Origin of the sequence: Herminiimonas aquatilis (assembly GCF_042665175.1) — a bacterium.
In the GTDB taxonomy this organism is placed as follows: Bacteria; Pseudomonadota; Gammaproteobacteria; order Burkholderiales; family Burkholderiaceae_D; genus Oxalicibacterium; species Oxalicibacterium aquatilis.
The window spans coordinates 486,851-510,876 of the sequence record NZ_JBHTCC010000002.1 but is presented as its reverse complement, the minus strand read 5'-3'; the positions used below and the strand labels follow the sequence as shown (position 1 = coordinate 510,876).

Here is a 24,026-nt window from a genome sequence, read left to right as displayed (position 1 = left end):
ATGAAAATCCACATCAAGAATGGCCATCTGATCGATCCAGCGAATGGTATCGATGCAAAACAAGACGTGTATATCGCAGCCGGGAAAATTGCCGGTATAGGACAAGCACCTGAAGGCTTTGTCGCTGCCAAAGTAATCGATGCTAGTGGTTTGGTTGTCGCACCTGGCTTCGTTGATTTGAGCGCGCGCCTGCGCGAACCGGGTTATGAATACAAGGCCACGCTGGAATCGGAAATGCAGGCGGCAATGCAGGGTGGCGTCACCAGTCTGGTTTGCCCACCGGATACCGATCCGGTACTGGATGAGCCGGGTCTGGTTGAAATGCTCAAACACAGAGCCAAGTCCTTGAATCAGGCCAACGTCTATCCGCTGGGCGCATTGACGATGGGTTTGAAGGGTACAGCCTTGACGGAAATGGCTGAATTGACCGACGCCGGCTGCATCGGTTTTTCCCAGGCTGACTGTCCTATTCTCGATACCACGGTGATGTTGCGCGCAATGCAGTATGCGAAAACATTTGATTACACGGTCTGGCTGCGTCCGCAGGATCCGCATCTCGGTATCAAGGGCGTCGCCCATAGCGGTCCGGTCGCCTCGCGCCTCGGCTTGTCCGGCGTGCCAGTGATGGCCGAGACGATAGCCTTGCATACGATTCTGGAATTGGTTCGTGTTACTGGCGCACGTGTCCATCTGTGCCGCATGTCCACGTCGGCTGGGCTGGAGTTGGTGCGTGCAGCGAAGAAGGAGGGCTTGCCGATTTCCTGCGACGTTGGCGCGCATCATATTCATTTGACTGAAAACGATATCGGTTTTTTCGATTCCAACGCACGCCTGACACCGCCGCTGCGCAGCCAGCGCGACCGCGATGCAATCTGTCGCGGTTTGCTGGACGGCACCATCGATGCGATCTGTTCCGATCACACGCCAGTGGATGATGATGAAAAATTGCTGCCTTTCGGGGAAGCGTCGCCTGGTGCAACCGGCCTGGAATTACTGTTGTCGCTGTCTTTGCGCTGGGCCGAAGATTGCGTCGATCACGACAAGCAACCGTTGACACAGGCTATCGCAAAAATTACCGCAGATGCCGCGCGTATCGTTGGCTTGCCGTCCGGACAACTGGCGGTAGGCAGCGTTGCAGATATTTGCCTGTTCGATCCGGCCGTGCGCTGGACCGTTGCGGCAAAGGCGTTGGCGAGCCAAGGCAAGCATACGCCTTTCCTGGGCTACGAATTAAGTGGCCAAGTGCAGACCACGATTGTTGCCGGTCATATCGCGTTTCAGCGATAACTGTTCCCGGTATTTTTGTGTTGATTCACGGTGTGGATATTCTTGATGCTGTGCGGGTGAGCGCATGATCGCTGTTTCGTTCGTGCGTGTAATGCTGCATTTGCTGCAGGGTTTGTTGACTGCCGCACTGATTTTTCCTTGGATAACGACAGCAAGTCGTGACCATCGCATCAAGCGATGGTCGGGTGCTTTGCTGGACATTCTGCACATCAAGGTTGATGTGCAAATGCACGCTGGCGCAGCGTCGGAACAAGCCGCCCTCATCGTCGCTAATCATGTGTCCTGGCTGGATATTTTTGTGATCAATGCCCAGAATCCGTGTCGTTTCGTCGCCAAGGCTGATATACGCAGTTGGCCGGCGCTCGGCTGGTTATCCGCGCAAGCCGGGACCATTTTTATCGCGCGCGGCAAGCAACGCGAAGTACGCCGGGTCTACGAAGGGCTGGTATCCAGCATAGAAGGTGGCGAGCGTATCGCGTTCTTTCCCGAGGGCACGACCGCTGCACAAGGGAGCGTATTGCCTTTTCATTCGAATTTGTTTGAGGCGGCGATAGAAGCGAGGGTGCCGGTGCAGCCATACGCAGTGCGTTATATCGATGAGCAGGGAAAGCTGCACCGTGCGGCCGATTTTATTGGTGACATGACTTTTGTCGACAGCATGTTGCTGATCATGAAGACACGCAGGATGACTGCGCAATTGATCATCTTGTCGACTATTGAGACTTCAGGCGCACACCGGCGTGAGCTGGCACAACAGACACGCACGGCCATTGCGCAGGCTCTTGGCTATGCTGAAAGTAGTGAACAGCCTAACTAGTTTTTCTTGCCGGGTTTTTGATGTTGTGGGCAGTCGACTTGTATGGTGGACCTATCCAGCAGATTGATCGCCGTCAGTTTCCCGCCCCACACACATCCGGTGTCCAGTCCCAGCAAATTCGGCCGTATCAGCAAGCCCAGGGTAGACCAGTGGCCGAAGACGACAGTGCTGCTTTCGGTTTTGCGATTCGGTACATCAAACCATGGCACCATACCCGCCGGTGCATGGCCTGCGCCTTCCACTGTTTTGAAATCCATGCTGCCATCCTGCGTGCAAAAGCGGATACGGGTCAGCGCATTGACGATGCAGCGCAAGCGGTCTGCACCTTGTAAGGCGTCATTCCATCTCGCTGGTTCGTTGCCGTACATTTTCTTCAAAAAATCGGGCCAGTCATCGCCTTGCAACGCGGCCTCCACTTCGCGTGACAAAGCCAGGGTTTGTTGTGCCGTCCATTGCGGCAATACGCCAGCATGTACATACAAATTGCCATCCTCTTCTAATGCGAGCGGTTGATGGCGCAGCCAGGTCAGCAATTCTTCCCTGTCATCGGCTGCCAGAATGGCATCCAGCGTATCTGATGCGTGGGATTTGCGCAGTCCGCAGGCCACCGCCAGCAAGTTCAAGTCATGATTGCCAAGCACAATGCGCGCGCGTTCTCTTAACGCATAGATTTGCCGCAGCGTTGCCAGCGATTTCGGTCCGCGATTGACAATATCACCGACGAAAACAAGGTGTGCAGCAGGCGCCGTTGCATCAATTTTTTCCAACAGGGCGTTTAGTTGCGTGTGGCAACCTTGCAGGTCGCCAATTGCGTAAGTAGTCATGAACGAATAAGTGGGGGAGGCAAATAGTTATCAAGAGGAGCGCATCGCTGCATCAGGAATGGCGAGACTTTTCTCGCTGACAGCTGACCTGGTAGCGGCTGTCAGCATACCGGAATTATAGAGATAGGTTCAAAATCGGCGATTGTCACCGGTAGCCTGCCGTTCTGAAAGGAAATTGAAACTTGACGGCAAGTACCGTGTCGAAACTGGCGTCGCTTGTTTTTATCGCGCCTTTCGCCTCTGTCGGTTGTGCGGGTTATCATGTCGACTATTGTTTGCGGCCACTGATTGACGGCGACCAGTTGGATTCCCACTATTCGAATTAAGTATTTATTTTAAGGACAGGCGTCTACATGCTGACTCTCTCGCAAAGTATTTTCAAGGCTTACGATATTCGCGGCATCATCGATAAGACACTGGATGCCGATGTGGCACGCAGCATAGGCCGTGCGTTCGGTAGTGCAGTGCGCGCCAAAGGCGAGCAGGTTGTTGTGATCGGCCGCGATGGACGTTTGTCCGGTCCCGAACTCGCTGCCGCTTTGGCAGAAGGTTTGCAGGCAGCTGGTGTCGATGTAGTCGATCTTGGAGTGGTCGCCACCCCCATGCTTTATCTCGGGACGCATGTGCTGGATGCGCAGTCCGGCATCATGGTGACGGGCAGCCATAATCCACCCGATTACAACGGTTTCAAGATGGTGCTGGCAGGCGAAGCGATTTACGGCGATACGATACAGGCTTTGTATCAAGCGATCGTTGACAAGAATTTTACTGAAGGCGCTGGCGGCTATCGCACTTACGATATCGCCGATGGCTATCAGCAGCGCATCACAGGCGACGTCAAACTGGCGCGGCCGATGAAGATTGCAATCGATTGCGGGAATGGCGTGGCCGGCGCATTTGCCGGTGATCTGTATCGTGCACTGGGTTGTGAAGTGATTGAATTGTTTTGCGAAGTCGATGGTACTTTCCCGAACCATCATCCTGATCCTGCGCATCCGGAAAACCTGCAGGATTTGATACGCTGCCTGCAAGAAACCGATGCAGAAATCGGTCTGGCTTTTGATGGCGATGGTGATCGACTCGGCGTTGTGACGAAAGATGGCCAAATCATTTATCCGGATAGACAACTGATGTTGTTCGCGCAGGATGTGCTGACGCGCCATCCAGGCGAGCAGATTCTGTATGACGTCAAATGCACGCGCCATCTTGCACCATGGATTGCCGAACGTGGCGGCAAGCCGTTGATGTGGAAAACCGGCCATTCGCTGGTCAAGGCAAAAATGCGTGAGACTGGCGCGCCCCTGGGCGGCGAGATGAGTGGCCATATTTTCTTCAAGGATAGATGGTATGGCTTCGATGACGGCATGTATGCGGGTGCGCGCATGCTGGAGCTGTTGAGTCGCGAGCAAGATCCTTCTGCCGTCTTGAATGCCTTGCCGCAATCTGTCAGTACACCAGAACTGCAGTTGCAGTTGAAAGAAGGAGAAAGCTTCCCCTTGATTGCCAAGTTACAGAAAGAAGCGCAATTCCCCGGTTCGGATCAGGTTATTACGATCGATGGCTTGCGCGTCGAATATCCAGATGGCTTCGGCCTGGCACGTTCATCGAATACCACGCCAGTGATAGTGATGCGCTTCGAAGCCGAATCCCAACAGGCATTGCAGCATATCCAGGCAGAATTCAAACGCGTCATTACGGCCGCCAAACCGGATGCATTGATGCCTTACTGATGCAGGTTGTCGCAGCCGGTGCAATGCCGGTTGCGATTTTTTGAGGTGGCTGCGATCGCGTCACAGTTTCACTTCAATTAGGCAGCAGCCGAGCCGAAGCGGCATAATACGGCTCATGCAATTTCAACCTTATTTCTCACTTGCGGCCGCGGCCATCCCGGACGGAGCGCTGCCATGCGCCTGATTTATTCCCTTGCTTGGTGGTTTGCGTTGCCACTGGTTTTGCTGCGCCTGTTTGTGCGCGGGCGTAAAGAATCAGGCTACCGGCAGCATATTGCTGAGCGCCTGGGTTTTTATGAAAGCATCATCCATGATCGTGCATCGCCCGTGCTGTGGGTGCATGCGGTATCGGTGGGTGAAACGCGCGCGGCGCAACCGTTGATCGACGCCTTGCTGGCAGCCTATCCGGCGCATACGCTGTTGCTGACGCATATGACGCCGACTGGTCGTGCGACCGGCCGGGACTTGTTTGGCAAGCAGTCGCGCGTGGTGCAGAGTTATCTGCCGTATGACACCGGCTGGATGGTGGGGCGCTTCCTGCGGCACTTTCAACCCCGGCTGTGCGTCTTGATGGAAACCGAAGTGTGGCCGAACGTGATGGCGCAGTGTGCCAGCCATGACGTGCCGGTCGCTTTGGTGAATGCGCGCTTATCCGAGCGCTCTTTGAACAAGGCTTTGCGCTTGCCAGGCTTGTTTGTCGAGGCCGCCGCGTCCATGTCTTGCGTCGCTGCGCAAACGGAAGCCGATGCCGTGCGCATACGTCAGCTGGGCGCGCCTTCCGTGCACGTTACTGGCAGCATCAAGTTCGATGTGACGCCACCGTCGGAGATGCTGCAACGTGGCATGATTTTGCGCTCGCAGCTGGGCGCGCGACCGGTTCTTGTTTGTGCCAACACACGCGATGGCGAAGAAGCGCTGATTCTGGATGCGATGCAGCAGCATCGCCCGGATATCTTGTTGATGCTGGTGCCGCGCCATCCGCAACGATTCGACGATGTTGCGCACATGATCCGCGCAAGGTCCTTGTCATTGGTGCGACGCTCAGCCATGGGCGATGCCGAAGTCGGTATCGATGTGCGGGTTGTTCTGGGCGACAGCATGGGTGAGATGTTTGCTTACTATGCAGCGTGCGACGTCGCATTTGTTGGCGGCAGTCTGTTGCCACTAGGCGGACACAACCTGATTGAAGCCAGCGCAGTAGGCAAGCCGGTATTGATAGGGCCGCACACTTTCAATTTTGCCGATGCTGCGGTCAATGCGATTGCAGCAGGTGGCGCGCAGCGTGTGGCGGATGCGGCGGATTTATGGAAGCAGGCAATACGATTATTGGATGATGTGTCAGTGCGTACGACGATGGGTGAGCATGCACGCCATTTTGCACAACAGCATGGCGGTGCGACTACGCGCACTCTGGCACTACTGGAACCTCTGATCAAGTGACGGGCACCGATCAGCGCGCCTTGATCCTATGAATGCATGGAAGATAGAGAATATGAAACAGGAAAATGTACAGGCTCTACTGGAGCAAAACGATGCTCAGGAAAATGTCGAAGAAAAGTTGGACTACCAGCGCATTGCGTCGGCGGATATTGAAGAAAATCAACTGCCAGTGGACTTTCGCCGCGTTCAGCACGGCCGTGGACCTTGCGCCTGCTGTGGACCCTATACTGAATAAGTAAAAAAGACGCGAATGAAAGCGCAGTTCTGATGCTTTGGGATATGCAATTCTGCTGGCGCAATATGCGTGAAGACGATCTGCCAGCCGTCGGCGAGATTGCCGCCCAACTTCACCCCGCTTATCCGGAAGACGGCCGGATTTTTGCCGAGCGTCTGCAGCTCTATCCGAATGGTTGCCTGGTGCTTGAAATGAATGACAGCGTACTCGGCTATGTCATCAGTCATCCGTGGCGACATAGGCAGCCGCCCACCTTGAATTCGCTATTGCAAATTCTGCCGGTTCGACCTTCTACCTACTACATTCATGATGTGGCGTTATTGCCCACAGCGCGCGGGCTAGGTGCAGTGACGCAGCTCATGAGCAGGTTATCGCGCATCGCACAGGATGATGGTTTGCTTACACTGTCTCTGGTCGCGGTGAATGGCTCAAGGGAATTTTGGTCTAGACAGGGATTTGTCGCAATTGATGATCCCGCGTTGGAGGAAAAATTGAATAGCTACGATCTTGCAGCGAGATTCCTGTGCAAGGATCTCGCTGCAAGTTGAACCTGCTTAGTAGCGATGCGGGTTGTTTGGACGGCGATCGTAGCGATTAGGAACCCCATCGCGATCATTGTCGCGGCGATAATGGCGTTGGTGTTTATGATAGTGGCGATCACCATAATAAGGCTGGGGAGCGTAATACACAGGGCGCGGTTGAACGTAGACAGGTCGTGGCTGTACGTAGACAGGCGCGGGAGCGTAATACACAGGACCGGGAATGCCAATATTCACACCGACATCAACCCGTGCCATTGCAGGCGTTGCCGAAAACATCAGTACTGCTGCTGCCAGGATGCCTGCTGAAACAGTCATGGTTTTGTTCATGGTTCATCTCCTTGATTGATGGCTCCATTAAATACCAGCACTGCAGCGAGAACTAGATTGCAATCGTAAGGATTGTTACCACTTGTATCAGAGTTGGACGTCGGAGCCGGACCTCAGAGCAGAACCTGCGTTTTGCTTACACCGCAAACCTATCGTGCATTTGTACTACCGCAGCTGGCGGAGAGCCAGCGGCCGCTGGTATTGGCGCGTTCATCCACGGCAACACCTTTTACCGAGCCCTTGAACTGGGTTTGTCCGGTAAAACTCTCCGGCGTCGTTAAGGTGGCTTCGGTTTTTCCCTGACCATTGATTTGGTCACTGGCACAGGCCAGATCTGCGCTATAGCGATTTTCAACGCGCGTTGCATTTCTTGCCTCGCAGCCTGACTGGGGATGGTAAAGATAGGGAGGAATTTTCTGTTCCGCCATTTCCTTGGTGACGCAAACTCTGGAGCTGGCTGTGCCGTTTTTTATGGCAGGCATATCAAAACCATATTGCTTGGCCAGATTGGCAAGATTCTGCATCTGGTCTGGTGGAATTTGTTCGGCCAGGCTGAGCAGGCCGGAAGTGGTATTGATTTCCCACAGTCCCGCGCGCATATCGTTTTCAACAGCATGCGCGCTGAATGACCATGCTGCTATCAGAGAGAGGAAGATAAGTTTCTTTTGCATCAGGTTGCTTTCATGTTGGCATCGCATCTTGTTCTGAGTCCCTACATGCATCGGAGGTTCAAATGATTTTGTTTGGAATTGGACAAACTCCCATATAGATGGGATACGCAAATTTCCGTGAATGCCGCAAAATGATGCGCGCAACGGAGTCCATATCATGTCATTTCAATTACCCCCCAATATCACCGCGCAGCGCAAACCGATTTCTGCCACGGCTTACGAATACGTATTGCACCATAACGAACTGGGACAGCTGGGACACATAATGTTGAGCGCATGCATCTCGGGCGCATGCAATGTCACTAGTCTGGTGCATGGTCAGCCTGGTGATCACATGACGGAGCAGAGACGGGCAGTATTTGAGCCACTGGCAAGAACCCTGGCGGATCAAATTCGATTGACGACTAATTTCCCTAAAGAGCAAGAACACAGGAAAGCCAAGGCGACTGCCTGAGGCAAGATGAGTTATATGTACTGATCGCGATCAGTCACAGAGTAAAAAAGAAAAAGGGGAGCCCGTTGATACGGGCTCCCCTTTTTTGATGGCTTTGCTGAAGTCTACTTGGCAGGTGCCTGAGCAACCGTTGTTTCCAGCAAACCACCTCCTAGCGAACGGTAGAGGTCTACCGCATTCGTCAAGCGCAGCAAACGTGCCTGTACCAGCGTCAACTGAGCCGAGAACAATTCACGTTGCGCATCCAGCACATCGAGTGAGCTGGAAATGCCATTCTGGAAGCGTTGGTCGGCAAGATTCAGGCGTTGTTCCTGAGCCACTTGTGCCAGCCGCTGGGCTTCGATTTGTTCATCCAACAAATCCCGTGCAACCAGCGCATCCGAGACTTCGCGGAACGCCACTTGTATGCTTTTCTCGTAATTGGCAACGGCGATGTTCTTGCGCACTTCCGTCAAATTAAGATTGGCAATATTGCGCCCTCCCTGAAAAATTGGCAGAACCAATTGCGGTGCGAATGACCATGCGCGTGAGCCGCCTTCAAACAAGCCGGACAATTCATTGCTTGCGGTACCGACGCCAGCCGTCAGCGAAATACGCGGGAAGAATGCTGCCCGCGCCGCGCCGATGTTTGCATTGGCTGCCAGCAAGGATTGCTCTGCACTGCGAATATCGGGGCGTTGCGTCAAAAGATCGGACGGCATCCCTATGAACAGATCAGTACGTATGGTTTGTTCCGACAGCGGTTGCGCCGGCGGCAGATCGGTCAAGGGCTGGCCCACCAGCAGCGTCAATGCATTCAGAGCCTGCGCACGCTGACGTCGCAGGGTTAATTCTGCAACCTTCGCATTCTGGGTCAGCGCTTCATCCTGGCGCAGATCCAGACCCGATGAAGCACCGACTTCGAATCTTTGTTTGGATAAATCATAGGCTGCCGCGCGTGCCTCATATGTCTGTTGTGCCAGCGCCTGTTGCTCAGCGAATGAGCGTTCTGCCAGATAGGCCTTTGCAACTTCAGAAACGAGCGTGATGTGCGCCGAACGCTGTGCTTCTTCTGTCGACAGATACTGGGCCAGTGCCGCATCGCTCAAGCTACGGACACGTCCGAAGAAATCCAATTCGAAAGAAGCCAGGCTCAGGCCGACCTGGTAATTGCTGGTGACGACACTCGAGCCGGTAGAAGACAGCGCAGCGGGTGTGCGGGCGCGGTTGCCGGTTGCTACACCATTAAGATTGGGCAAGCGGTCGGCCGACTGGATGTTGTACAGCGAGCGCGCTTCTTCGATGCGCAAGGCAGCGACGCGCAGATCACGATTGTTTGCCAGCGCGGCACTGATCAACGCTTGCAGGCGCTGATCGCCGAACAATGCACGCCAGCCCATTTCTGAAGCACGCGGCGCATTGCTGGCAGTCGCGGATGACGTTTCATAATTTGCCGCGACAGGTGCGTCGGGGCGCGTGTACTTGGGCGCCATCGAGCAAGCGCTCAGCACGCTGGCGGCCAGTACGGTCAGAGTAAGTTGTTTGATCATAATTCTTCATCCTCATTGCGTTGCTTGTGCGACGCATACATACGGCGTTGGCGTTCGTTTCCTTTGAATAAGGTACGCACGACCACGAAAAATACCGGGACCAGGAATACCGCCAGCACCGTTGCTGTGATCATGCCGCCCATCACGCCGGTACCAATTGCGCGTTGGCTGGCAGAGCCGGCGCCGCTTGCAATCACCAGCGGCAATACGCCAAGGATGAATGCCAGCGAGGTCATGATGATAGGACGGAAGCGCAGGTGGACCGCTTCCAGTGTTGCTTCTATCAACCCCTTGCCTTGTGCCTGCAGGTCTTTTGCGAATTCAATAATCAGAATCGCATTCTTCGCAGAAAGCCCCACCACTGCAATCATCCCCACTTTGAAGTACACGTCATTCGGCATGCCGCGCAAGGTGACGCCGAGTAGTGCACCCAAAATACCGAGCGGCACCACCAACATCACTGATAATGGAATCGACGTGCTTTCATACAGGGCAGCCAGCACCAGGAACACCGCGATCAGCGACAGCGCGTACAGCGCAGGTGCCTGCGATCCGGAGGTTTTTTCTTCCAGTGACTGACCGGTCCATTCAAAGCCGAAGCCGGCTGGTAATTTTTCTACCAGAGCTTGCATTTCCGCCATGGCATCACCTGTGCTGTAGCCTGGTGCTGCACCGCCGGAAATCTTCATAGCCGGATAGCCGTTGTAGCGTATCAACTGTACTGGACCGGTAATCCATTTCGATGTGGTGAAGGATGAGAATGGAACCATCGTGCCGGTAGCGCTGCGCACATACAATTTGTTCAAATCTTCAGGTTGCAAACGACGTGGTGCATCAGCTTGCACGATTACGCGTTGCTGACGTCCCTGATTCGGGAAGTCATTCACGTAGGATGAACCCAGCAAGGTCGACATGACACTGTTGATGCTCTCGAATGTCAAGCCCAGGGCATTTGCCTTGTCGCGATTGATGTCGAGTTGCAGTTGCGGCGCATCTTCCAGGCCTTCAGGGCGGACACCTGCGAGGATTTTGCTTTGCGCCGCCATGCCGAGCAATTGGTTGCGTGCTGCAACCAATGCATCATGACCCAGACCACCCCGATCCTGCAGACGGAAGGTAAAGCCGGTAGCGTTACCCAGTTCACGAATCGGCGGCGGGTTTAGCGGGAACACAATTGCATCCTTGATGCTTGAGAGTGCGCCGAAGGCACGACCTGCAATTGCATCGGCGCTATCTTCCTTGCCGCGTTCGCTCCAGTCTTTGAACGGCGTAAAGACGAGACCGGCATTCTGCCCATTACCGGAGAAACTGAAGCCAGCGATCGCAATCACATGTTCGACTGCCGGTTGTTTCAAGTAATAGTCTTCAATCTCTTTCAGAACTTCCATCGTGCGGCCGGTGCTGGCACCTGATGGCAACTGTACGTTGGTGATGATGTAACCCTGGTCTTCACTTGGCAAGAAGGATGCTGGCAAGCGCGCATACAGCAAGCCGACGCAAACGAGAATCAAGGCGTAGACCACCATGTAGCGCCCAGTCTTGGTCAGCATCTTCGCGATGAAGCCCTGGTAGCTGGCCGAGGTCTTGTTGAAGTGGCGGTTGAACCAGCCAAAGAAACCCTTCTTCTCATGGTGATGGCCTGCTTCGACCGGCTTCAGGATGGTTGCGCACAGCGCTGGCGTCAGCGTGAATGCCATCAATACCGAGAACACCATTGATGCCACCATCGACAGCGAGAACTGGCGATAAATCGCGCCAACCGCACCGCCGAAGAATGCCATCGGGATAAATACCGCAATCAGTACCAGCGTGATGCCGATCAATGCGCCGGTGATCTGGCCCATCGCCTTGCGGGTTGCATCGCGGGGCGAGAGCCCTTCTTCGCTCATGATGCGTTCGACGTTTTCCACCACAACGATGGCATCATCGACCAGAATACCGATCGCCAGCACCATACCGAACATCGTCAGTACGTTGATCGAAAAACCGAACACCAGCAAGGTGGCAAATGTCCCCATCAGCGCAACCGGCACGACAATGGTCGGGATCAGGGTGTAGCGGATGTTCTGCAAGAAAAGATACATCACCAGGAACACCAGAATAATTGCCTCGATCAGTGTCTTGACGACTTCCTCGATCGATATCTGAACGAACTTGGAGGTGTCATAAGGCACCGTGTAGGTCACGCCAGCCGGGAAGTACTTGGACAGCTCTTCCATTTTCTTGTGCACGGCTTTTGCGGTACCGAGCGCATTCGCGGTCGGTGACAACTGCACGCCAACGAAGGATGTTGGCTTGCCATCGAGACGACCGGAAGTTGCATACGATTGACCGCCAACCTCAATGCGTGCCACATCGCGCAGGCGTACTGCGGAACCATCCTTGTTTGCGCGCAAAATGATGTTTCCGAATTCATCCGGACTACTCATTTGGCCATTTACAACAATAGTTGCCGTGATCTGTTGCGAGCTGGGGCTAGGTAAATCGCCGAGCGTACCGCCAGCAACCAGCGCATTTTGCGCACGGATTGCCGTGGTAATGTCGGCCGGTGTCAGGCTCAGGCCGACCAGTTTATTTGGATCGACCCAGATACGCATTGCGCGTTCGGTACCAAACAACTGAGCCTGTCCAACGCCTGGTACACGCTTGACTTCATTTAAAACGTTACGCGACAAATAATCACCCAATGCAACCGGATCAAGTCGGCCATCGCTGGAAGACAAGCCGATAAACATCAGGAAGTTGCTGCGTGCTTTGGCCACTTGTACGCCTTGCTGCGTTACTGCGGCAGGCAGGCGTGATTCGACGCGTTTCAAACGGTTGGAAACATCAACAGCCGCCAGATCCGGATTGGTTTCAGGCGAAAACGTGACGGTGATTTGAACCTGGCCATTGGCCTGGCTTTGCGATTCGATGTATTGCAAACCATCGGCACCGTTCATTTCCTGTTCGATCAGGCTGGTAACGCTATCGTCCAGCGTTTGTGCCGTAGCACCCGGATAGTTCGCGGTGACGACGATAGTCGGCGGTGCGATATTCGGATATTGCGCGACCGGCAATGTGGTGATTGCGAGGGCACCAGCCAGCATGATGAAGATGGCGAGTACCCAGGCAAAAACCGGGCGGTCAATAAAAAATTTACCCATTACGGCGCTCCCTTACTTCGACTTCGGTTGTTCTGCGGTCTTGGCTGCAGGGGCGGATTCTGCCGCAGCAGGCGCGGGTTTGGCTGGCTCTTCTGCTGGGGCAGTTGCATCAGCCGGCGCTGCTTTTTTCCATTGCACTGCCTTGACTGTGGCACCTGGCTGGACTTTTTGCAGACCTTCGACGATGACCTGGTCGCCTTCTTTCAAGCCATCATTGATGACCCATGAGTCGCCGCTGGCAGCACCGGTTTTGACCGGACGCGAAACAACCTTGTTTTCTGCACTGACCACCATCACGGCTGAACCGTCCGGTGTACGCGTGATGGCTTGTTGCGGTACGGTGATGGCATTTTCATTGATCGCTTGTTCAACCCGCGCACGTACGTACATGCCAGGCAACAGCTGACGATCGGGATTCGGGAATTCTGCACGCAGAGTGACTGCGCCCGAGCTTTCATCAACGGTCAGATCGGAGAACAGCAGTTTTCCTGCTTGCGCATATTCCTGACCATCTTCGGTGATCAGGGTCACCTTGACTTGTCCCTTGCCTGAGCTTTTCAATTTGCCGTTGGCCATCGCACGTTGCAGTTGCAGGATTTCGGTGCTGGACTGCGTCATGTTGACGTAGATAGGATCGACTTGTTGCACGATTGCCAGCGGTGTGGCTTCGTTTTGACCGACCAAGGCGCCTTCAGTGACGAGCGCGCGCCCGATGCGACCGGAGATTGGTGAAGTTACGGTCGCATAATCAAGCGACAGACGTGCGGTTTCCCGCGCTGCTTTGCTCGCGGCGAGATCTGCCTCTGCCTGCTTCAGGGTCGCGGTGACATCATCGTATTCTTGTTTGCTGATCGCATTGGTAGCAACCAGCGGCTTGTAGCGTTTTTCTTTCAGCTCGGCTTGCAACAAGGTCGCTTCTGCTCTGGCAACGGATGCATTGGCACTGTTATAAGTTGCCTTGAATTGGGCGGGATCGATCAGGAATAGGGTTGCGCCGGCTTTGACTTCGCTGCCTTCGCGGAAGGTGCGTTTCAGGACAACTCCTGGAACACGTGCGCGGATTTCTGCGATGCGGGTTGATTCAAGACGACCCGGCAATTCATTCGTTACTCCCAGTGGCCCCTGTTTGACGGTGATCACCGATACTTCGGCCGGAGGAGGTGCGGATGCCTGCTGATCGGATTTTCCGCAAGCGGTGACTGCGAATAAAACAATGATGGCGGCGCCAAGAGTGGTCAAACGGGGAAGTGAACTCATATACATCTCGCACGGTAAGTGGATGCGCTGCCAATAAACGGCAGTCCGGTAAAGAAAAGGGTAAAGCTGAAAGCGCAAAAGTATCCATTTTCGAATGGCTAATCTTGCGCTTTTGTTTGATGCCGATGCTGCGGGTGAGGTATTATACATACATTCGCGAATGTATGTATGTGGGGCAACTAAAGCCCTAGCATAGCTAAATATTCGAAATTTGTTACAGGACGATGATTTTATGGCTCGCTCGACGAAAGAAGAGGCACTGGAAACCCGCAGCCGCATCCTTGATGCAGCCGAAGAGGTTTTTTACACGCGTGGTTTGGCCCAGACTTCCTTGGCTGATGTTGCCGTGGCTGCCGATGTGACGCGCGGTGCGATCTACTGGCATTTTAAAAACAAGAGTGATTTGTTTGATGCAATGTGTGAACGCGTGCGCTTGCCTATGGAAACCCTGATGGCGACGCCGTCAGACAAGTTTGACGGTGATCCTTTGGGGCATTTGCGCAATGCATGGATTTTCCTGTTGAAGGATGCGAGCAGCAACGTGCGTTCCCGCAGAATTCTCGACATCATTTTTCTGAAGTGCGAACTGGTCGATCGTAGCGATCCGATCTGGGTGCGTCAGCATCAATGTTATCTGGATGGTCTGGCGAATATGGAACGGATACTGAAAGATGCAATACAACTGAAGCAGTTGCCGGACGATCTTGATATCCGGCTCGCGGCCATCACCTTGCATAGCCATGTGATCGGCTTGCTCAGTAACTGGCTGTTTTCCCCTAGCAGCTTCGATTTGGCGGCGGTAGCCGAGTCATTGATCGACAGCTGTTTGGATAGCTTGCGTTATTCGCTGGCCTTGCGACTCAAGGCAGAGCAAGTCAGCTGAGTCCTGGCGTTGAAGCAAGACGGTCAAGAAAAAAGCTGTAAATGAAGTGCCGGCCTAGGGCTGTGGTTTGCTGCGGAGTTGATTTGAACTGGCGAAACCGCGTTTCACCATGCGTCAAGGCGAATGCAGATAGTGCTACGGTGCTTCCACCAGTATCGTGTTGATCTGTACCAGGTCTTTTTCCTGCAAGGTGCCGGCCGCAGACTTGAGGCGCAGACTATTCATGATCGTGTCGTAGCGTGTTTTCGCCAGATCACGTTGTGTCACATAGAGTTGCTGCTGCGCGTTCAGGACATCGATGTTAATGCGCACGCCGACTTGGTAGCCAAGGCGATTCGACTCCAGCGAGGACAGGCTCGATTTCTCCGCTGCCTGCAAGGCTTTTACCTGCGCTAATCCACTCGTGACCCCGAAATACGATTGTCGTGCATTTTGTGCTGCGAGACGGCGTGCTGATTCCAGATCGGAACGTGCCTTGTCTTCCAGCGCAATCGATTGCCGCACCTGACTGGTCACCGCGAAGCCGCTGAAAAGCGGAATTGCCCACTGCACGCCGACGGTATTGGTGGTGCCGGTGCCGGTTTGCCCCAGCACTGTATTGCGTTGATTGGTATTGCTGCGGCTGGCCACCAGATCCACGGTCGGATAATGGCCGGCGCGGTTGCGTGTGATGTCGCGCTTGGCGATTTCCAGTGCGAGCTGTTTGTTGATGACGTCGTAATTCTGTTGTTCGGCACTGCTGACCCAGGGCGCTATCTGTGCCGGGTCCGGTGCTCTCAAGTCGATATCAGTGCGCAGGATTGCCAGATTCTCGGGGGGCTTGCCTATGATTTGTTGCAGGGCCGCGCGTTTGATATCAACATCGTTTTGTGCGGCAAATTCCTGGGCGATTACGAGGTCGTACCGGGATTGCGCTTCGTCCGTGTCGGTGATGGTGGCTGTGCCGACTTCGAAATTACGTTTGGCAGATGCCAGTTGCTCGCTGATCGCGACTTTTTGCGATTGTAGTGCGGTCAATGCATCTTGCGCGGTTAATACATCGAAGTAGGCTTGTGCCACGCGCAGGATCAAATCCTGTTCTATCGCGGCAAAGGTGGCTTCACTGGACGCCACTGATAATTTACTTTGTTCGTAGGTTTGCCAGGCAGCGATATCGAACAAGGGCTGCGATAGCGATAGCGTGTAGCCATGCGAAGTCGTATCGGGAATATTCTCGCGCGTGATTTTTTGATTCGATCCGCTTACGCCGACCAGCGGTAACAGGTTGGCACGTCCTTGGACCGATGCTTCCCGGCCTGCTGCCAGATTGGCGCGCGCACTGGCATATATCGCGTCGTTGGCAAGCGCATCCTGATATACCTGCAGCAAGTTCACTGCATGCGCCGGCAATGTGAAAAAAGCACTGGCGATCAGCGTGACAAGCTTGGCATTGCGCATTAGATTCCCATGCAGGTTGAGACGATGGTTCTGGAACAGCGTTCGATGGGGAGACGAAGCCCGAGCAGAATGAAGTAAATTCAATAGGTCGGCATCGCAGGGTCGACTTGCAGCGCCCACGCATGGATGCCGCCAGTCAAATTTGTCACCTGACCGAAGCCGTTACTTTCCAAAAAACTGGCGACGCGCATGCTACGCGTACCATGATGACAAATGCAAACGATAGCGGTATTCCTGTCCAGCTGCTCCAGCTGGGCAGGAATCGTATTCATCGGCATCGAGACCGAACCACTGATCTGGCAAGTCTGGTATTCCCAGGCTTCACGCACGTCCAGCAGCACGGGTGCGCTACCAGCGGAGTCTGCAAGCAGGGTGGCCAGTTCCGGTGCGGTCAGATGTTGCATCGTATTCCCTAGAATTTGAATTGCGATGGAACCACTGCATTGCGCAGCGGCTTGACGATCGTTTCAAACAGGTTGACCGTGCTGTAGCTGATGTCGGATGTACGCGTAATGATTTGCGCCGTCATTGCGGGCGCACTACCCACGATCACGAACATGCGGCCGCCGACCTTGATCTGTGCCAGCAAGCTGTCCGGGACGACAGGCAGCGAGCCCGACACCACGATCACGTCGTAAGGCGCGCTTACTTGACTGGCGCCTTGCCAGCCTTGTGCGGCATCGCCTTGCACTACTTCAACATTGCTGACGCCGTAGTCGGCTAGATTCTTTTCGGCCAGTGTTTTCAGCTCAGGTTCGATCTCGACAGTGGTCACGTGGCGGGCTTTATATGCCAGCAGTGCTGCCATGTAGCCGGAGCCGGCACCGATTTCCAGAACGCTCTCATGCTTCTTGACGGCCAGTTCCTGCAAAATGCGCGCTTCCAGCTTCGGTGTCAGCATGTTTTCACCATGCGGCAGCGGGATCTCGGTATCGGCAAAAGCCAGCGCGCGGTAGGCGAGCGGGACAAATGCTTCGCGCTTGACGATCACCAGCAATTCGAGGACGTCCTGATCGAGCACATCCCAAGGACGAATTTGCTGCTCGATCATGAGGAAGCGGGCTTTTTCAATGTTCATTTTGTCGACTCTAGGTAGCTAAATAAGAAAACCAGCATTTTATCAAATGATAGGCACTGTGCCGTGCAAAAGCGCACCCGCGATAAATTGGGCAAAAATCATTCCGGGGAGGGCGATGTCAGGACGAGAATCAAGTGATTTGCGGGCAGACACGTTGTTTTGCGGCTTTCGTAATGTAAGCGTGCACTTGTGCAGCGTCAAGCGCTGTGCCTTGCAATCCCCTGTAAAATCGTGGCTTTCATCCATTGCTCTGCAAACGACGATGCATATCACCTGGTTTGTTGATTTGTTGAACGAATTGCAAAATGAATAACCAATCTTCAAGGATTGACTAAAGCATGGCTGACTTGAGTTGTCGTCCTGATTGCGGTGCCTGCTGTACCGCGCCGTCGATTTCGTCGCCTATTCCCGGTATGCCGAACGGCAAGCCGGCGGGTGTTCGTTGCGTGCAATTGGCTGACGATTATCGTTGTCGCATATTTGGTCAGGCCGCGCGTCCGGCCGTTTGCAGCAGCTTGCGACCGCAGCTGGAGATGTGTGGCGTGACACGCAACGATGCGATGATTTATTTGACAACGCTGGAACGATTGACCGCTGCTTAAGTCGTAACGTTGCGGTGCATTTGCGATTGAATTCCATTGCGGAAATAGCTGCCGGTTTGCACAAAATCGAAACAGCCGCAGTTGCTGTCGTGGTAACCTTGGCCCCTTCAGAAATTGCTGGCTGAGGCAGGCGCCGCAAGCGCTGATCGCGTTATTAATACGTTGTAACCCGTACGGCGTCACAACCGGCGGGTTTTTTATTACCCTTTTCAAACTATACAATCCATGGATCCAGTTCTCGCGCTCAAAGCCATCATCATGGGCATCGTCGAAGGTTTGACGGAATTCCTGCCTATTTCTTCAACCGGTCATTTGATACTCGCCGGCAGCCTGCTGGATTTCACCGGCCCCAAGGTCAAGGTTTTTGAAATTGCGATTCAAACCGGCGCCATGCTGGCTGTGGTTTGGGAATATCGCGTGAGGATCGCTGCAGTCTTGAGCGGTTTGTTCAGCGAACCGCGCGCGCAGAAATTCGCCTTGAATATCGTCGTTGCATTTCTGCCTGCCGCTTTGCTGGGGCTGGTATTCGCGAAGGCGATCAAGGAAAAATTATTCGCGCCGGTACCGGTGGCGATCGCCTTCATCGTCGGTGGTTTCGTGATTCTGTGGGTAGAGCATCGGAATCGGAACAGGATCGAGGAGGAGCGCGTGCAAACGGTTGATGACATGACGGTGCTCGATGCACTCAAGGTCGGCTGCGCACAGGCGTTTGCCTTGATCCCGGGTACCAGTCGCTCTGGTGCCAGTATTATCGGCGGCATGATGTTCGGCCTGTCGCGCAAGGCGGCGACCGAGTTTTCGTTTTTCCTTGCGATTCCGACCCTGATGGGTGCGACCGTTTATTCGGTCTACAAGGATCGCGCCCTGTTATCTCTCGCAGATATTCCGCTGTTCGGTTTGGGTGGACTGGCGGCCTTCGTTTCTGCCTTCCTGTGCGTGCGCTGGTTGCTGCGTTATATCAGCACGCATGATTTCACTTTCTTTGCGTACTACCGCATCGTGTTCGGCCTGTTCGTTTTGCTGAGTGCGCACTACGGCTGGGTTGTGTGGGCAGATTAAGTTGAACCCATGATCCCGCAGGATGACTTGGGCGCGCAGGCGCTGCATGTACTCGAATCTGTTTTCGGGTACTCGTCGTTTCGCGGCGAGCAAGCCGAGATCGTCGACCTGGTATCACGTGGCGGCGATGCATTGGTCTTGATGCCTACCGGCGGCGGCAAGTCGCTGTGCTATCAAATTCCATCCTTGCTGCGCGATGGCGTCGGCGTCGTGATTTCGCCGCTGATCGCCCTCATGCAGGATCAGGTGGATGCGCTGGCCGAGGTCGGCGTACGCGCCGCGTTCCTGAATTCCACCCAGACTTTTGAGGAATCATCGCGCATCGAGCGCCGCTTGCGTAGCGGCGATCTTGATCTGCTGTATGTGGCACCTGAGCGTTTGATGACGCCGCGCTGCCTCGATATGCTGGAGGCGAGCAAGATCGCCCTGTTCGCAATCGATGAAGCGCATTGCGTATCGCAATGGGGGCATGACTTCCGTCCCGAATACATCCGGCTGTCAGTCTTGCACGAGCGCTTTCCAAATGTGCCGCGCATTGCGCTGACGGCGACTGCAGACCATCAAACGCGGGAAGAAATTGCCCATCGTTTGCAACTCGATGATGCGCGCATGTTCGTCTCGTCCTTCGACAGACCGAACATTCGTTACCAGATTGTAGAAAAAGCCAACGGCCGCAAACAGGTGCTGGATTTCATCGAGAGCGAACATGCGGGTGATGCCGGCATCGTCTATTGCCTGTCGCGCAAAAAGGTTGAAGAGACTGCAGAGTTTCTTCGCGAAAATGGCATCAATGCCTTGCCGTATCACGCCGGAATGGATTTCGCGATACGCAGCAAGAATCAGGCGCGCTTTCTACGGGAAGAGAGCATTGTGATGGTCGCGACAATTGCCTTCGGCATGGGCATTGACAAGCCTGACGTGCGGTTCGTCGCGCATCTGGATTTGCCGAAAAGCATAGAAGGCTATTACCAGGAAACCGGTCGTGCCGGTCGCGATGGTGGCCCAGCCAATGCGTGGATGGCTTACGGCTTGCAGGACGTCGTGCAGCAGCGCCGCATGATCGATGAGTCTGAGGCCGATGAAACCTTCAAGCGCGTGCAGGGCGTCAAGCTTGATGCGATGCTGGGTTTGTGTGAAACCTTGTATTGCCGGCGCCAGCGCTTGCTGACTTACTTCGGCCAGGCATCGGCGCCTTGTGGCAATTGCGATACCTGCCTTAATCCGCCGCGCTCCTTCGATGCGACGGTCGCCGTACAAAAATTACTGTCGACGATTTATCGCGTCGATCAGCGTTTCGGCGCGATGCATGTGCTGGACGTATTGCGCGGTGTTGATTCCGACAAGATCAAGCAATGGGGCCATGAACAGGTTTCCACCTTTGGCATTGGTTCCGATCGCAGCGAAGCGGAGTGGCGCGCAATCTTGCGGCAATCGATTGCACTGGGCCTGGTTAGCGTCGACTACGAATCGTTTAGCGCGTTGAAGCTGACCGATGCGGCGCGCCCGGTGCTCAAGGGCGGCGAGAAGGTGCAACTGCGCGAGTATCAAAAGCCGGTCAAATCCAAGCGCATTGCCAGCAAGCCAAAAGGCTTTGTCGAAACCGATCTGTCGGTAGAAGAGCAGGCTATCTTCGAGAAGCTGCGTTGGTGGCGCATGGAAACGGCGCGCACGCACAATGTGCCGGCTTACGTCATTTTCCACGATGCCACGATGCGCGAAATCGCCAAGGCGCAGCCTTCCTCGCTCGATGATCTACGCGGTGTCAGTGGTGTCGGCGAGAAGAAGCTGGAAACCTACGGTGCGGACATCGTGGCACTGATCGCCGCCAGATAGCGCAAGCGCCTTTATGCCGTACGCCGAGCGAAGCTGGAAGTTCATAGTTCACCGTAGTCTCGACGATGCGAGCCCGATGGTTATCAATGCTTATCAATGCAGTCGTGGCGTATGTTTGCCGAGTGCACGATGGAGTATCTTTCCGTTTGCGCTTTAGTGCCGAGCGCAATCATCAATAGCCTTGTCTTCGGCGAAGCGATAATGTTTATAATAAGCAACTTATTTTATCGGGAATAGTTGCGACACATGCTGACACTCGCATCCATTTTGGCAACTACAGCATTGCTCAGCCTGGCCATGTTGTTGATGCTTGCTTCGCTGCTGCGCACGGGTATCGCCGGCATACGTGAATGGTTTTTTTCCAATATTTGCCTGATCGTTGCGCTGCCCTTGTTCATTCTGCGTGACGCGATACCGGATCTGCTTTCCATCATCCTTGCCAATGCCTTGCTGATAACCGCATGTTGCGGCTATTACGCCGGATGTGCGCGTTTTCTCGGTCGCCCCCCACACTTGCACCGTCTCGCGATTGTCATCGCGATATTGACCGCAGTGATGGCCATATGGACATATGGCGACAACAATTTCGTAATACGCGTGCTTGCGATTACGACCTTCAATGCTCTTATTTTTACCGCCACCGCCATAATACTGCTGCGTCACCGTCCGCTTAACCGCCATCCTCATCCTTACTGGTTTGCAGCGAGCGTTGCATTACTGTTTGCCATATGTCAGATGTTGCGCGGCGCTTATTTTGGTGTGATTGAGCCTCCGGACAATCTGATGAGCTTCGATACCATCTGGAATGTCGCTCTGCTGAGCATAGGGGCAGTGGCTTTGCCAACGATGACGATGGCTGCTGTCATGATGGTGCACGATGCGATGCTGGCCAGCGTCGAGGATGCCGCCAATCATGATCACATGACAGGTGCCGTGTCGCGAAGATGGCTTGAGACGATCGCGCGTGAGCAGATCATGCGTGCGCACCGAACCGGCAAGTCGCTGTCGTTGCTGATCATAGACCTCGATCATTTCAAGCATATTAACGACACCCACGGCCATGCGGTCGGTGATGAGGTATTGCGCGAATTTGCGCGTATTACCATTGCATCATTGCGTGATGGCGATGCGTTGGGGCGACTGGGTGGCGAAGAGTTTGGAGTGTTGCTGCCGAATACAGATACCGAAGTTGCAATCAAGATCGCCAATCGCCTGCGTGAACAGTCGCAACAGCATGTGATTTCCGGCAGTTTTGGTGCGTGCAATTACAGCATCAGCATCGGGGTTGCGACGGTGCGCACGGGTGAGAATTTCGATATTTTGAGCGCACGTGCGGATCGCGCGCTGTACTTTGCCAAAAATAATGGACGCAATCGGGTAGAGGCCGAGCGTGACGAGGAAAAAGACGAAGGGCGGCAAGGAGAGAACTACATGAATGCCGCAACCTAGCAGTTCTCGCGATGCTGCGTGGCCCGCACAGGCTATTCTTTGATGAACACCAGATCCCACACGCCGTGGCCCAGTTTCAGTCCGCGATTTTCAAACTTGGTTACCGGTCGATAATCAGGCCGTGGCGCATAGCCATCAGCCGTATTGCGCAAGGTCGGCTCCGCGTTCAACACTTCCAGCATCTGTTCTGCATATTCCTGCCAGTCGGTGGCGCAGTGAAGATAGCCGCCTTTTTTGATGCGTGAGGAAAGCAAAGCAACCAGCGGCGGCTGAATCAGGCGGCGCTTATTATGGCGCGCCTTGTGCCACGGATCGGGGAAGAAGACATGTACACCTGCCAGTGATTCCGGTGGAATCATATTGGTCAGTACTTCAAATGCATCGTGCTGGATGACTCGCAGGTTTTTTAATTCCTGTTCACCTATCTGTTTGAGCAAACTACCGACGCCAGGATTGTGGACTTCGACACCGATGAAGTTTTTCTCCGGCATGCCGGCTGCGATTTTTGCGGTTGTTTCGCCCATGCCGAAACCGATTTCAAAAATCGTCGGTGCGCTCCGCGCAAAGGCCTGATCGATATCCAGCGATGACTTTTCGTAGGGAATAAAAAACTTTGGTCCCAGTTCTTCAATCGCACGACCCTGTGCGGTAGACAGACGGCCGGCACGCGTAACGAAACTGCGTATGCGGTGGTCGGTCGGATCGTAGAAAAGAGGTTTTTTGGCGTCGTCGGATGCGTGATCGGTCATGCTGAATGTCTTATATGCTGGAGATTAAATGCGGGTATTGCCAGGAAGGCACAGGAATCGCGGCTGTCCTGGCGAATAGCGCTTGCGGGCCGTATTGTACCGCGCGGCATGCAATTCGAGGCATAGCGCTGGCCTGGGGCATGCCACGACACAGGGCGCTGAAAATATTTTTAAAAATAGCTTGCAATTAAATAGCGCGCTATGTATTATTCAACCCATGAAATCGAAATCAAGCAAACCTGACGTGGCTCCCAAACTGGATAGCCAGCTTTGCTTCGCGCTGTATTCGACCTCGCTTGCCATGAGCAAGGTGTACCGCAAGTTGCTGCCGAAATTGGGGCTAACCTATTCGCAGTATCTGGTCATGATGGTTCTATGGGAGCAGGACGAGTTGACAGTGTCGGATATTGGCGAGCGCCTGTTTCTGGATTCTGCGACCTTGACACCATTGCTGAAGCGGATGGAAGCGGCTGAGCTGATTACGCGTGTGCGTGCAGTCCATGATGAGCGCCAAGTGATTATCACGCTGACCAAAAGTGGTGATGCTTTGAGGGCTAAGGCGGCAGAATTGCAAAATGAAGTATTTTGCGCGACTGCATGCAGTCTGGATGAAGTGATTGCAATGAAAGAGCAGTTGATTGCCCTGCGCACCAAGCTGGCGAACAATGTCTAAATGA

24 protein-coding genes are annotated in these 24,026 nt (G+C 54.3%); 13 read left to right on the top strand and 11 right to left on the bottom strand.

The genetic code is table 11. From position 1 onward, the window contains the following. Entirely contained in the window at nucleotides 1-1,287 is a 1,287-nt protein-coding gene (locus tag ACFQO0_RS11945) for a dihydroorotase (RefSeq protein WP_382234910.1), read from the top strand. A 64-nt stretch (nucleotides 1,288-1,351) separates the two neighbouring features. Then, nucleotides 1,352-2,104 carry a lysophospholipid acyltransferase family protein gene (locus tag ACFQO0_RS11940; RefSeq protein ID WP_382234908.1) on the top strand — a complete coding sequence of 251 codons (753 nt, stop codon included), beginning with the start codon at nucleotides 1,352-1,354 and terminating at the stop codon, nucleotides 2,102-2,104. Here ACFQO0_RS11940 and ACFQO0_RS11935 read toward each other — a convergent pair. Beyond that, nucleotides 2,101-2,928 (bottom strand): symmetrical bis(5'-nucleosyl)-tetraphosphatase, encoded by an 828-nt coding sequence (locus tag ACFQO0_RS11935; RefSeq protein WP_382234906.1) that lies wholly within the window; start codon nucleotides 2,926-2,928, stop codon nucleotides 2,101-2,103. The two genes, ACFQO0_RS11940 and ACFQO0_RS11935, sit on opposite strands and share 4 nt — an antisense overlap. Nucleotides 2,929-3,281: 353 nt before the next feature. On the opposite strand from ACFQO0_RS11935, the gene ACFQO0_RS11930 reads away from it, so the two are divergent. The 4 genes from ACFQO0_RS11930 to ACFQO0_RS11915 all read left to right on the top strand — a co-directional run bounded on the left by ACFQO0_RS11930 (nucleotide 3,282) and on the right by ACFQO0_RS11915 (nucleotide 6,881). Then, nucleotides 3,282-4,658, top strand: coding sequence for a phosphomannomutase/phosphoglucomutase (locus ACFQO0_RS11930; protein ID WP_382234904.1), 1,377 nt, complete (start codon nucleotides 3,282-3,284; stop codon nucleotides 4,656-4,658). A gap of 174 nt (nucleotides 4,659-4,832) precedes the next feature. Beyond that, a complete protein-coding gene (waaA, locus tag ACFQO0_RS11925) occupies nucleotides 4,833-6,098 on the top strand; it encodes a lipid IV(A) 3-deoxy-D-manno-octulosonic acid transferase (protein WP_382234902.1) in 1,266 nt (421 codons plus the stop codon). A gap of 52 nt (nucleotides 6,099-6,150) precedes the next feature. Further along, on the top strand, nucleotides 6,151-6,333 hold the full coding sequence (locus tag ACFQO0_RS11920; protein ID WP_382234900.1) for a hypothetical protein: 183 nt from the start codon (nucleotides 6,151-6,153) through the stop codon (nucleotides 6,331-6,333). A gap of 65 nt (nucleotides 6,334-6,398) precedes the next feature. Then, nucleotides 6,399-6,881, top strand: coding sequence for a GNAT family N-acetyltransferase (locus tag ACFQO0_RS11915; protein ID WP_382234898.1), 483 nt, complete (start codon nucleotides 6,399-6,401; stop codon nucleotides 6,879-6,881). A gap of 6 nt (nucleotides 6,882-6,887) precedes the next feature. On the opposite strand, the gene ACFQO0_RS11910 is transcribed toward ACFQO0_RS11915, so the two are convergent. Together ACFQO0_RS11910 and ACFQO0_RS11905 are read right to left on the bottom strand one after the other, a co-directional pair. Then, the gene (locus tag ACFQO0_RS11910; protein WP_382234896.1) at nucleotides 6,888-7,202 is read right to left on the bottom strand and encodes a hypothetical protein; all 315 of its coding nucleotides are present in this window, start codon (nucleotides 7,200-7,202) and stop codon (nucleotides 6,888-6,890) included. A gap of 149 nt (nucleotides 7,203-7,351) precedes the next feature. Further along, nucleotides 7,352-8,032 (bottom strand): DUF3617 domain-containing protein, encoded by a 681-nt coding sequence (locus ACFQO0_RS11905; protein WP_382234894.1) that lies wholly within the window; start codon nucleotides 8,030-8,032, stop codon nucleotides 7,352-7,354. Here ACFQO0_RS11905 and ACFQO0_RS11900 point away from each other — a divergent pair. Then, complete coding sequence (locus ACFQO0_RS11900) at nucleotides 8,031-8,327, top strand: hypothetical protein (protein ID WP_382234892.1); 297 nt, start codon at nucleotides 8,031-8,033, stop codon at nucleotides 8,325-8,327. The genes ACFQO0_RS11905 and ACFQO0_RS11900 overlap by 2 nt on opposite strands. A 104-nt stretch (nucleotides 8,328-8,431) precedes the next feature. Here ACFQO0_RS11900 and ACFQO0_RS11895 read toward each other — a convergent pair whose 3' ends face one another. From ACFQO0_RS11895 to ACFQO0_RS11885, 3 genes are read right to left on the bottom strand one after another with little or no spacing between them, the layout of a single operon-like run. Then, a complete protein-coding gene (locus tag ACFQO0_RS11895) occupies nucleotides 8,432-9,856 on the bottom strand; it encodes an efflux transporter outer membrane subunit (RefSeq protein ID WP_382234890.1) in 1,425 nt (474 codons plus the stop codon). Next, the gene (locus ACFQO0_RS11890; protein ID WP_382234888.1) at nucleotides 9,853-13,002 is read right to left on the bottom strand and encodes an efflux RND transporter permease subunit; all 3,150 of its coding nucleotides are present in this window, start codon (nucleotides 13,000-13,002) and stop codon (nucleotides 9,853-9,855) included. The genes ACFQO0_RS11895 and ACFQO0_RS11890 overlap by 4 nt, the downstream gene beginning before the upstream one ends. A 12-nt stretch (nucleotides 13,003-13,014) precedes the next feature. Next, on the bottom strand, nucleotides 13,015-14,259 hold the full coding sequence (locus tag ACFQO0_RS11885; RefSeq protein ID WP_382234886.1) for an efflux RND transporter periplasmic adaptor subunit: 1,245 nt from the start codon (nucleotides 14,257-14,259) through the stop codon (nucleotides 13,015-13,017). A gap of 232 nt (nucleotides 14,260-14,491) precedes the next feature. Here ACFQO0_RS11885 and ACFQO0_RS11880 point away from each other — a divergent pair, with 232 nt between their 5' ends. Next, on the top strand, nucleotides 14,492-15,142 hold the full coding sequence (locus ACFQO0_RS11880) for a TetR family transcriptional regulator (RefSeq protein ID WP_382234884.1): 651 nt from the start codon (nucleotides 14,492-14,494) through the stop codon (nucleotides 15,140-15,142). 135 nt (nucleotides 15,143-15,277) lie between these two features. Here ACFQO0_RS11880 and ACFQO0_RS11875 read toward each other — a convergent pair whose 3' ends face one another. The 4 genes from ACFQO0_RS11875 to ACFQO0_RS11860 all read right to left on the bottom strand — a co-directional run bounded on the left by ACFQO0_RS11875 (nucleotide 15,278) and on the right by ACFQO0_RS11860 (nucleotide 17,903). After that, nucleotides 15,278-16,579 (bottom strand): TolC family outer membrane protein, encoded by a 1,302-nt coding sequence (locus tag ACFQO0_RS11875; RefSeq protein WP_382234882.1) that lies wholly within the window; start codon nucleotides 16,577-16,579, stop codon nucleotides 15,278-15,280. An 80-nt stretch (nucleotides 16,580-16,659) separates the two neighbouring features. Continuing rightward, the gene (locus ACFQO0_RS11870) at nucleotides 16,660-16,983 is read right to left on the bottom strand and encodes a rhodanese-like domain-containing protein (protein ID WP_382234880.1); all 324 of its coding nucleotides are present in this window, start codon (nucleotides 16,981-16,983) and stop codon (nucleotides 16,660-16,662) included. Nucleotides 16,984-16,991: 8 nt separating this feature from the next. Next, complete coding sequence (locus ACFQO0_RS11865; RefSeq protein WP_382234878.1) at nucleotides 16,992-17,657, bottom strand: protein-L-isoaspartate O-methyltransferase family protein; 666 nt, start codon at nucleotides 17,655-17,657, stop codon at nucleotides 16,992-16,994. Between the two features lie 42 nt (nucleotides 17,658-17,699). Then, complete coding sequence (locus tag ACFQO0_RS11860) at nucleotides 17,700-17,903, bottom strand: hypothetical protein (RefSeq protein WP_382234876.1); 204 nt, start codon at nucleotides 17,901-17,903, stop codon at nucleotides 17,700-17,702. Nucleotides 17,904-17,995: 92 nt separating this feature from the next. Between ACFQO0_RS11860 and ACFQO0_RS11855 the strand changes: the two genes are divergently transcribed. The 4 genes from ACFQO0_RS11855 to ACFQO0_RS11840 all read left to right on the top strand — a co-directional run bounded on the left by ACFQO0_RS11855 (nucleotide 17,996) and on the right by ACFQO0_RS11840 (nucleotide 22,600). Further along, a complete protein-coding gene (locus ACFQO0_RS11855) occupies nucleotides 17,996-18,259 on the top strand; it encodes a YkgJ family cysteine cluster protein (RefSeq protein ID WP_382234874.1) in 264 nt (87 codons plus the stop codon). 225 nt (nucleotides 18,260-18,484) lie between these two features. After that, on the top strand, nucleotides 18,485-19,318 hold the full coding sequence (locus ACFQO0_RS11850; RefSeq protein ID WP_382234872.1) for an undecaprenyl-diphosphate phosphatase: 834 nt from the start codon (nucleotides 18,485-18,487) through the stop codon (nucleotides 19,316-19,318). Nucleotides 19,319-19,327: 9 nt separating this feature from the next. After that, on the top strand, nucleotides 19,328-21,151 hold the full coding sequence (recQ, locus tag ACFQO0_RS11845; protein ID WP_382234870.1) for a DNA helicase RecQ: 1,824 nt from the start codon (nucleotides 19,328-19,330) through the stop codon (nucleotides 21,149-21,151). A 246-nt stretch (nucleotides 21,152-21,397) separates the two neighbouring features. Next, nucleotides 21,398-22,600, top strand: a complete 1,203-nt coding sequence (locus ACFQO0_RS11840; protein WP_382234868.1) for a GGDEF domain-containing protein — start codon at nucleotides 21,398-21,400, stop codon at nucleotides 22,598-22,600. A 32-nt stretch (nucleotides 22,601-22,632) separates the two neighbouring features. Here the strand turns inward: ACFQO0_RS11840 and trmB are convergent, their stop codons facing one another. Further along, complete coding sequence (gene trmB, locus ACFQO0_RS11835) at nucleotides 22,633-23,349, bottom strand: tRNA (guanosine(46)-N7)-methyltransferase TrmB (RefSeq protein ID WP_382234866.1); 717 nt, start codon at nucleotides 23,347-23,349, stop codon at nucleotides 22,633-22,635. A gap of 217 nt (nucleotides 23,350-23,566) precedes the next feature. Between trmB and ACFQO0_RS11830 the strand changes: the two genes are divergently transcribed. Continuing rightward, nucleotides 23,567-24,022, top strand: a complete 456-nt coding sequence (locus ACFQO0_RS11830; protein WP_382234864.1) for a MarR family winged helix-turn-helix transcriptional regulator — start codon at nucleotides 23,567-23,569, stop codon at nucleotides 24,020-24,022. Nucleotides 24,023-24,026: the final 4 nt, after the last annotated feature.

Excerpts from the sequence above, each read along its gene's own strand:
- ACFQO0_RS11945 (WP_382234910.1), top strand. The coding sequence starts at position 1 with ATGAAAATCCACATCAAGAATGGCCATCTGATCGATCCAGCGAATGGT.
- ACFQO0_RS11940 (WP_382234908.1), top strand. The coding sequence starts at position 1,352 with ATGATCGCTGTTTCGTTCGTGCGTGTAATGCTGCATTTGCTGCAGGGT.
- ACFQO0_RS11935 (WP_382234906.1), bottom strand. The coding sequence starts at position 2,928 with ATGACTACTTACGCAATTGGCGACCTGCAAGGTTGCCACACGCAACTA.
- ACFQO0_RS11930 (WP_382234904.1), top strand. The coding sequence starts at position 3,282 with ATGCTGACTCTCTCGCAAAGTATTTTCAAGGCTTACGATATTCGCGGC.
- waaA (WP_382234902.1), top strand. The coding sequence starts at position 4,833 with ATGCGCCTGATTTATTCCCTTGCTTGGTGGTTTGCGTTGCCACTGGTT.
- ACFQO0_RS11920 (WP_382234900.1), top strand. The coding sequence starts at position 6,151 with ATGAAACAGGAAAATGTACAGGCTCTACTGGAGCAAAACGATGCTCAG.
- ACFQO0_RS11915 (WP_382234898.1), top strand. The coding sequence starts at position 6,399 with ATGCGTGAAGACGATCTGCCAGCCGTCGGCGAGATTGCCGCCCAACTT.
- ACFQO0_RS11910 (WP_382234896.1), bottom strand. The coding sequence starts at position 7,202 with ATGAACAAAACCATGACTGTTTCAGCAGGCATCCTGGCAGCAGCAGTA.
- ACFQO0_RS11900 (WP_382234892.1), top strand. The coding sequence starts at position 8,031 with ATGTCATTTCAATTACCCCCCAATATCACCGCGCAGCGCAAACCGATT.
- ACFQO0_RS11905 (WP_382234894.1), bottom strand. The coding sequence starts at position 8,032 with ATGATATGGACTCCGTTGCGCGCATCATTTTGCGGCATTCACGGAAAT.
- ACFQO0_RS11895 (WP_382234890.1), bottom strand. The coding sequence starts at position 9,856 with ATGATCAAACAACTTACTCTGACCGTACTGGCCGCCAGCGTGCTGAGC.
- ACFQO0_RS11890 (WP_382234888.1), bottom strand. The coding sequence starts at position 13,002 with ATGGGTAAATTTTTTATTGACCGCCCGGTTTTTGCCTGGGTACTCGCC.
- ACFQO0_RS11885 (WP_382234886.1), bottom strand. The coding sequence starts at position 14,259 with ATGAGTTCACTTCCCCGTTTGACCACTCTTGGCGCCGCCATCATTGTT.
- ACFQO0_RS11880 (WP_382234884.1), top strand. The coding sequence starts at position 14,492 with ATGGCTCGCTCGACGAAAGAAGAGGCACTGGAAACCCGCAGCCGCATC.
- ACFQO0_RS11875 (WP_382234882.1), bottom strand. The coding sequence starts at position 16,579 with ATGCGCAATGCCAAGCTTGTCACGCTGATCGCCAGTGCTTTTTTCACA.
- ACFQO0_RS11870 (WP_382234880.1), bottom strand. The coding sequence starts at position 16,983 with ATGCAACATCTGACCGCACCGGAACTGGCCACCCTGCTTGCAGACTCC.
- ACFQO0_RS11865 (WP_382234878.1), bottom strand. The coding sequence starts at position 17,657 with ATGAACATTGAAAAAGCCCGCTTCCTCATGATCGAGCAGCAAATTCGT.
- ACFQO0_RS11860 (WP_382234876.1), bottom strand. The coding sequence starts at position 17,903 with ATGGATGAAAGCCACGATTTTACAGGGGATTGCAAGGCACAGCGCTTG.
- ACFQO0_RS11855 (WP_382234874.1), top strand. The coding sequence starts at position 17,996 with ATGGCTGACTTGAGTTGTCGTCCTGATTGCGGTGCCTGCTGTACCGCG.
- ACFQO0_RS11850 (WP_382234872.1), top strand. The coding sequence starts at position 18,485 with ATGGATCCAGTTCTCGCGCTCAAAGCCATCATCATGGGCATCGTCGAA.
- recQ (WP_382234870.1), top strand. The coding sequence starts at position 19,328 with ATGATCCCGCAGGATGACTTGGGCGCGCAGGCGCTGCATGTACTCGAA.
- ACFQO0_RS11840 (WP_382234868.1), top strand. The coding sequence starts at position 21,398 with ATGCTGACACTCGCATCCATTTTGGCAACTACAGCATTGCTCAGCCTG.
- trmB (WP_382234866.1), bottom strand. The coding sequence starts at position 23,349 with ATGACCGATCACGCATCCGACGACGCCAAAAAACCTCTTTTCTACGAT.
- ACFQO0_RS11830 (WP_382234864.1), top strand. The coding sequence starts at position 23,567 with ATGAAATCGAAATCAAGCAAACCTGACGTGGCTCCCAAACTGGATAGC.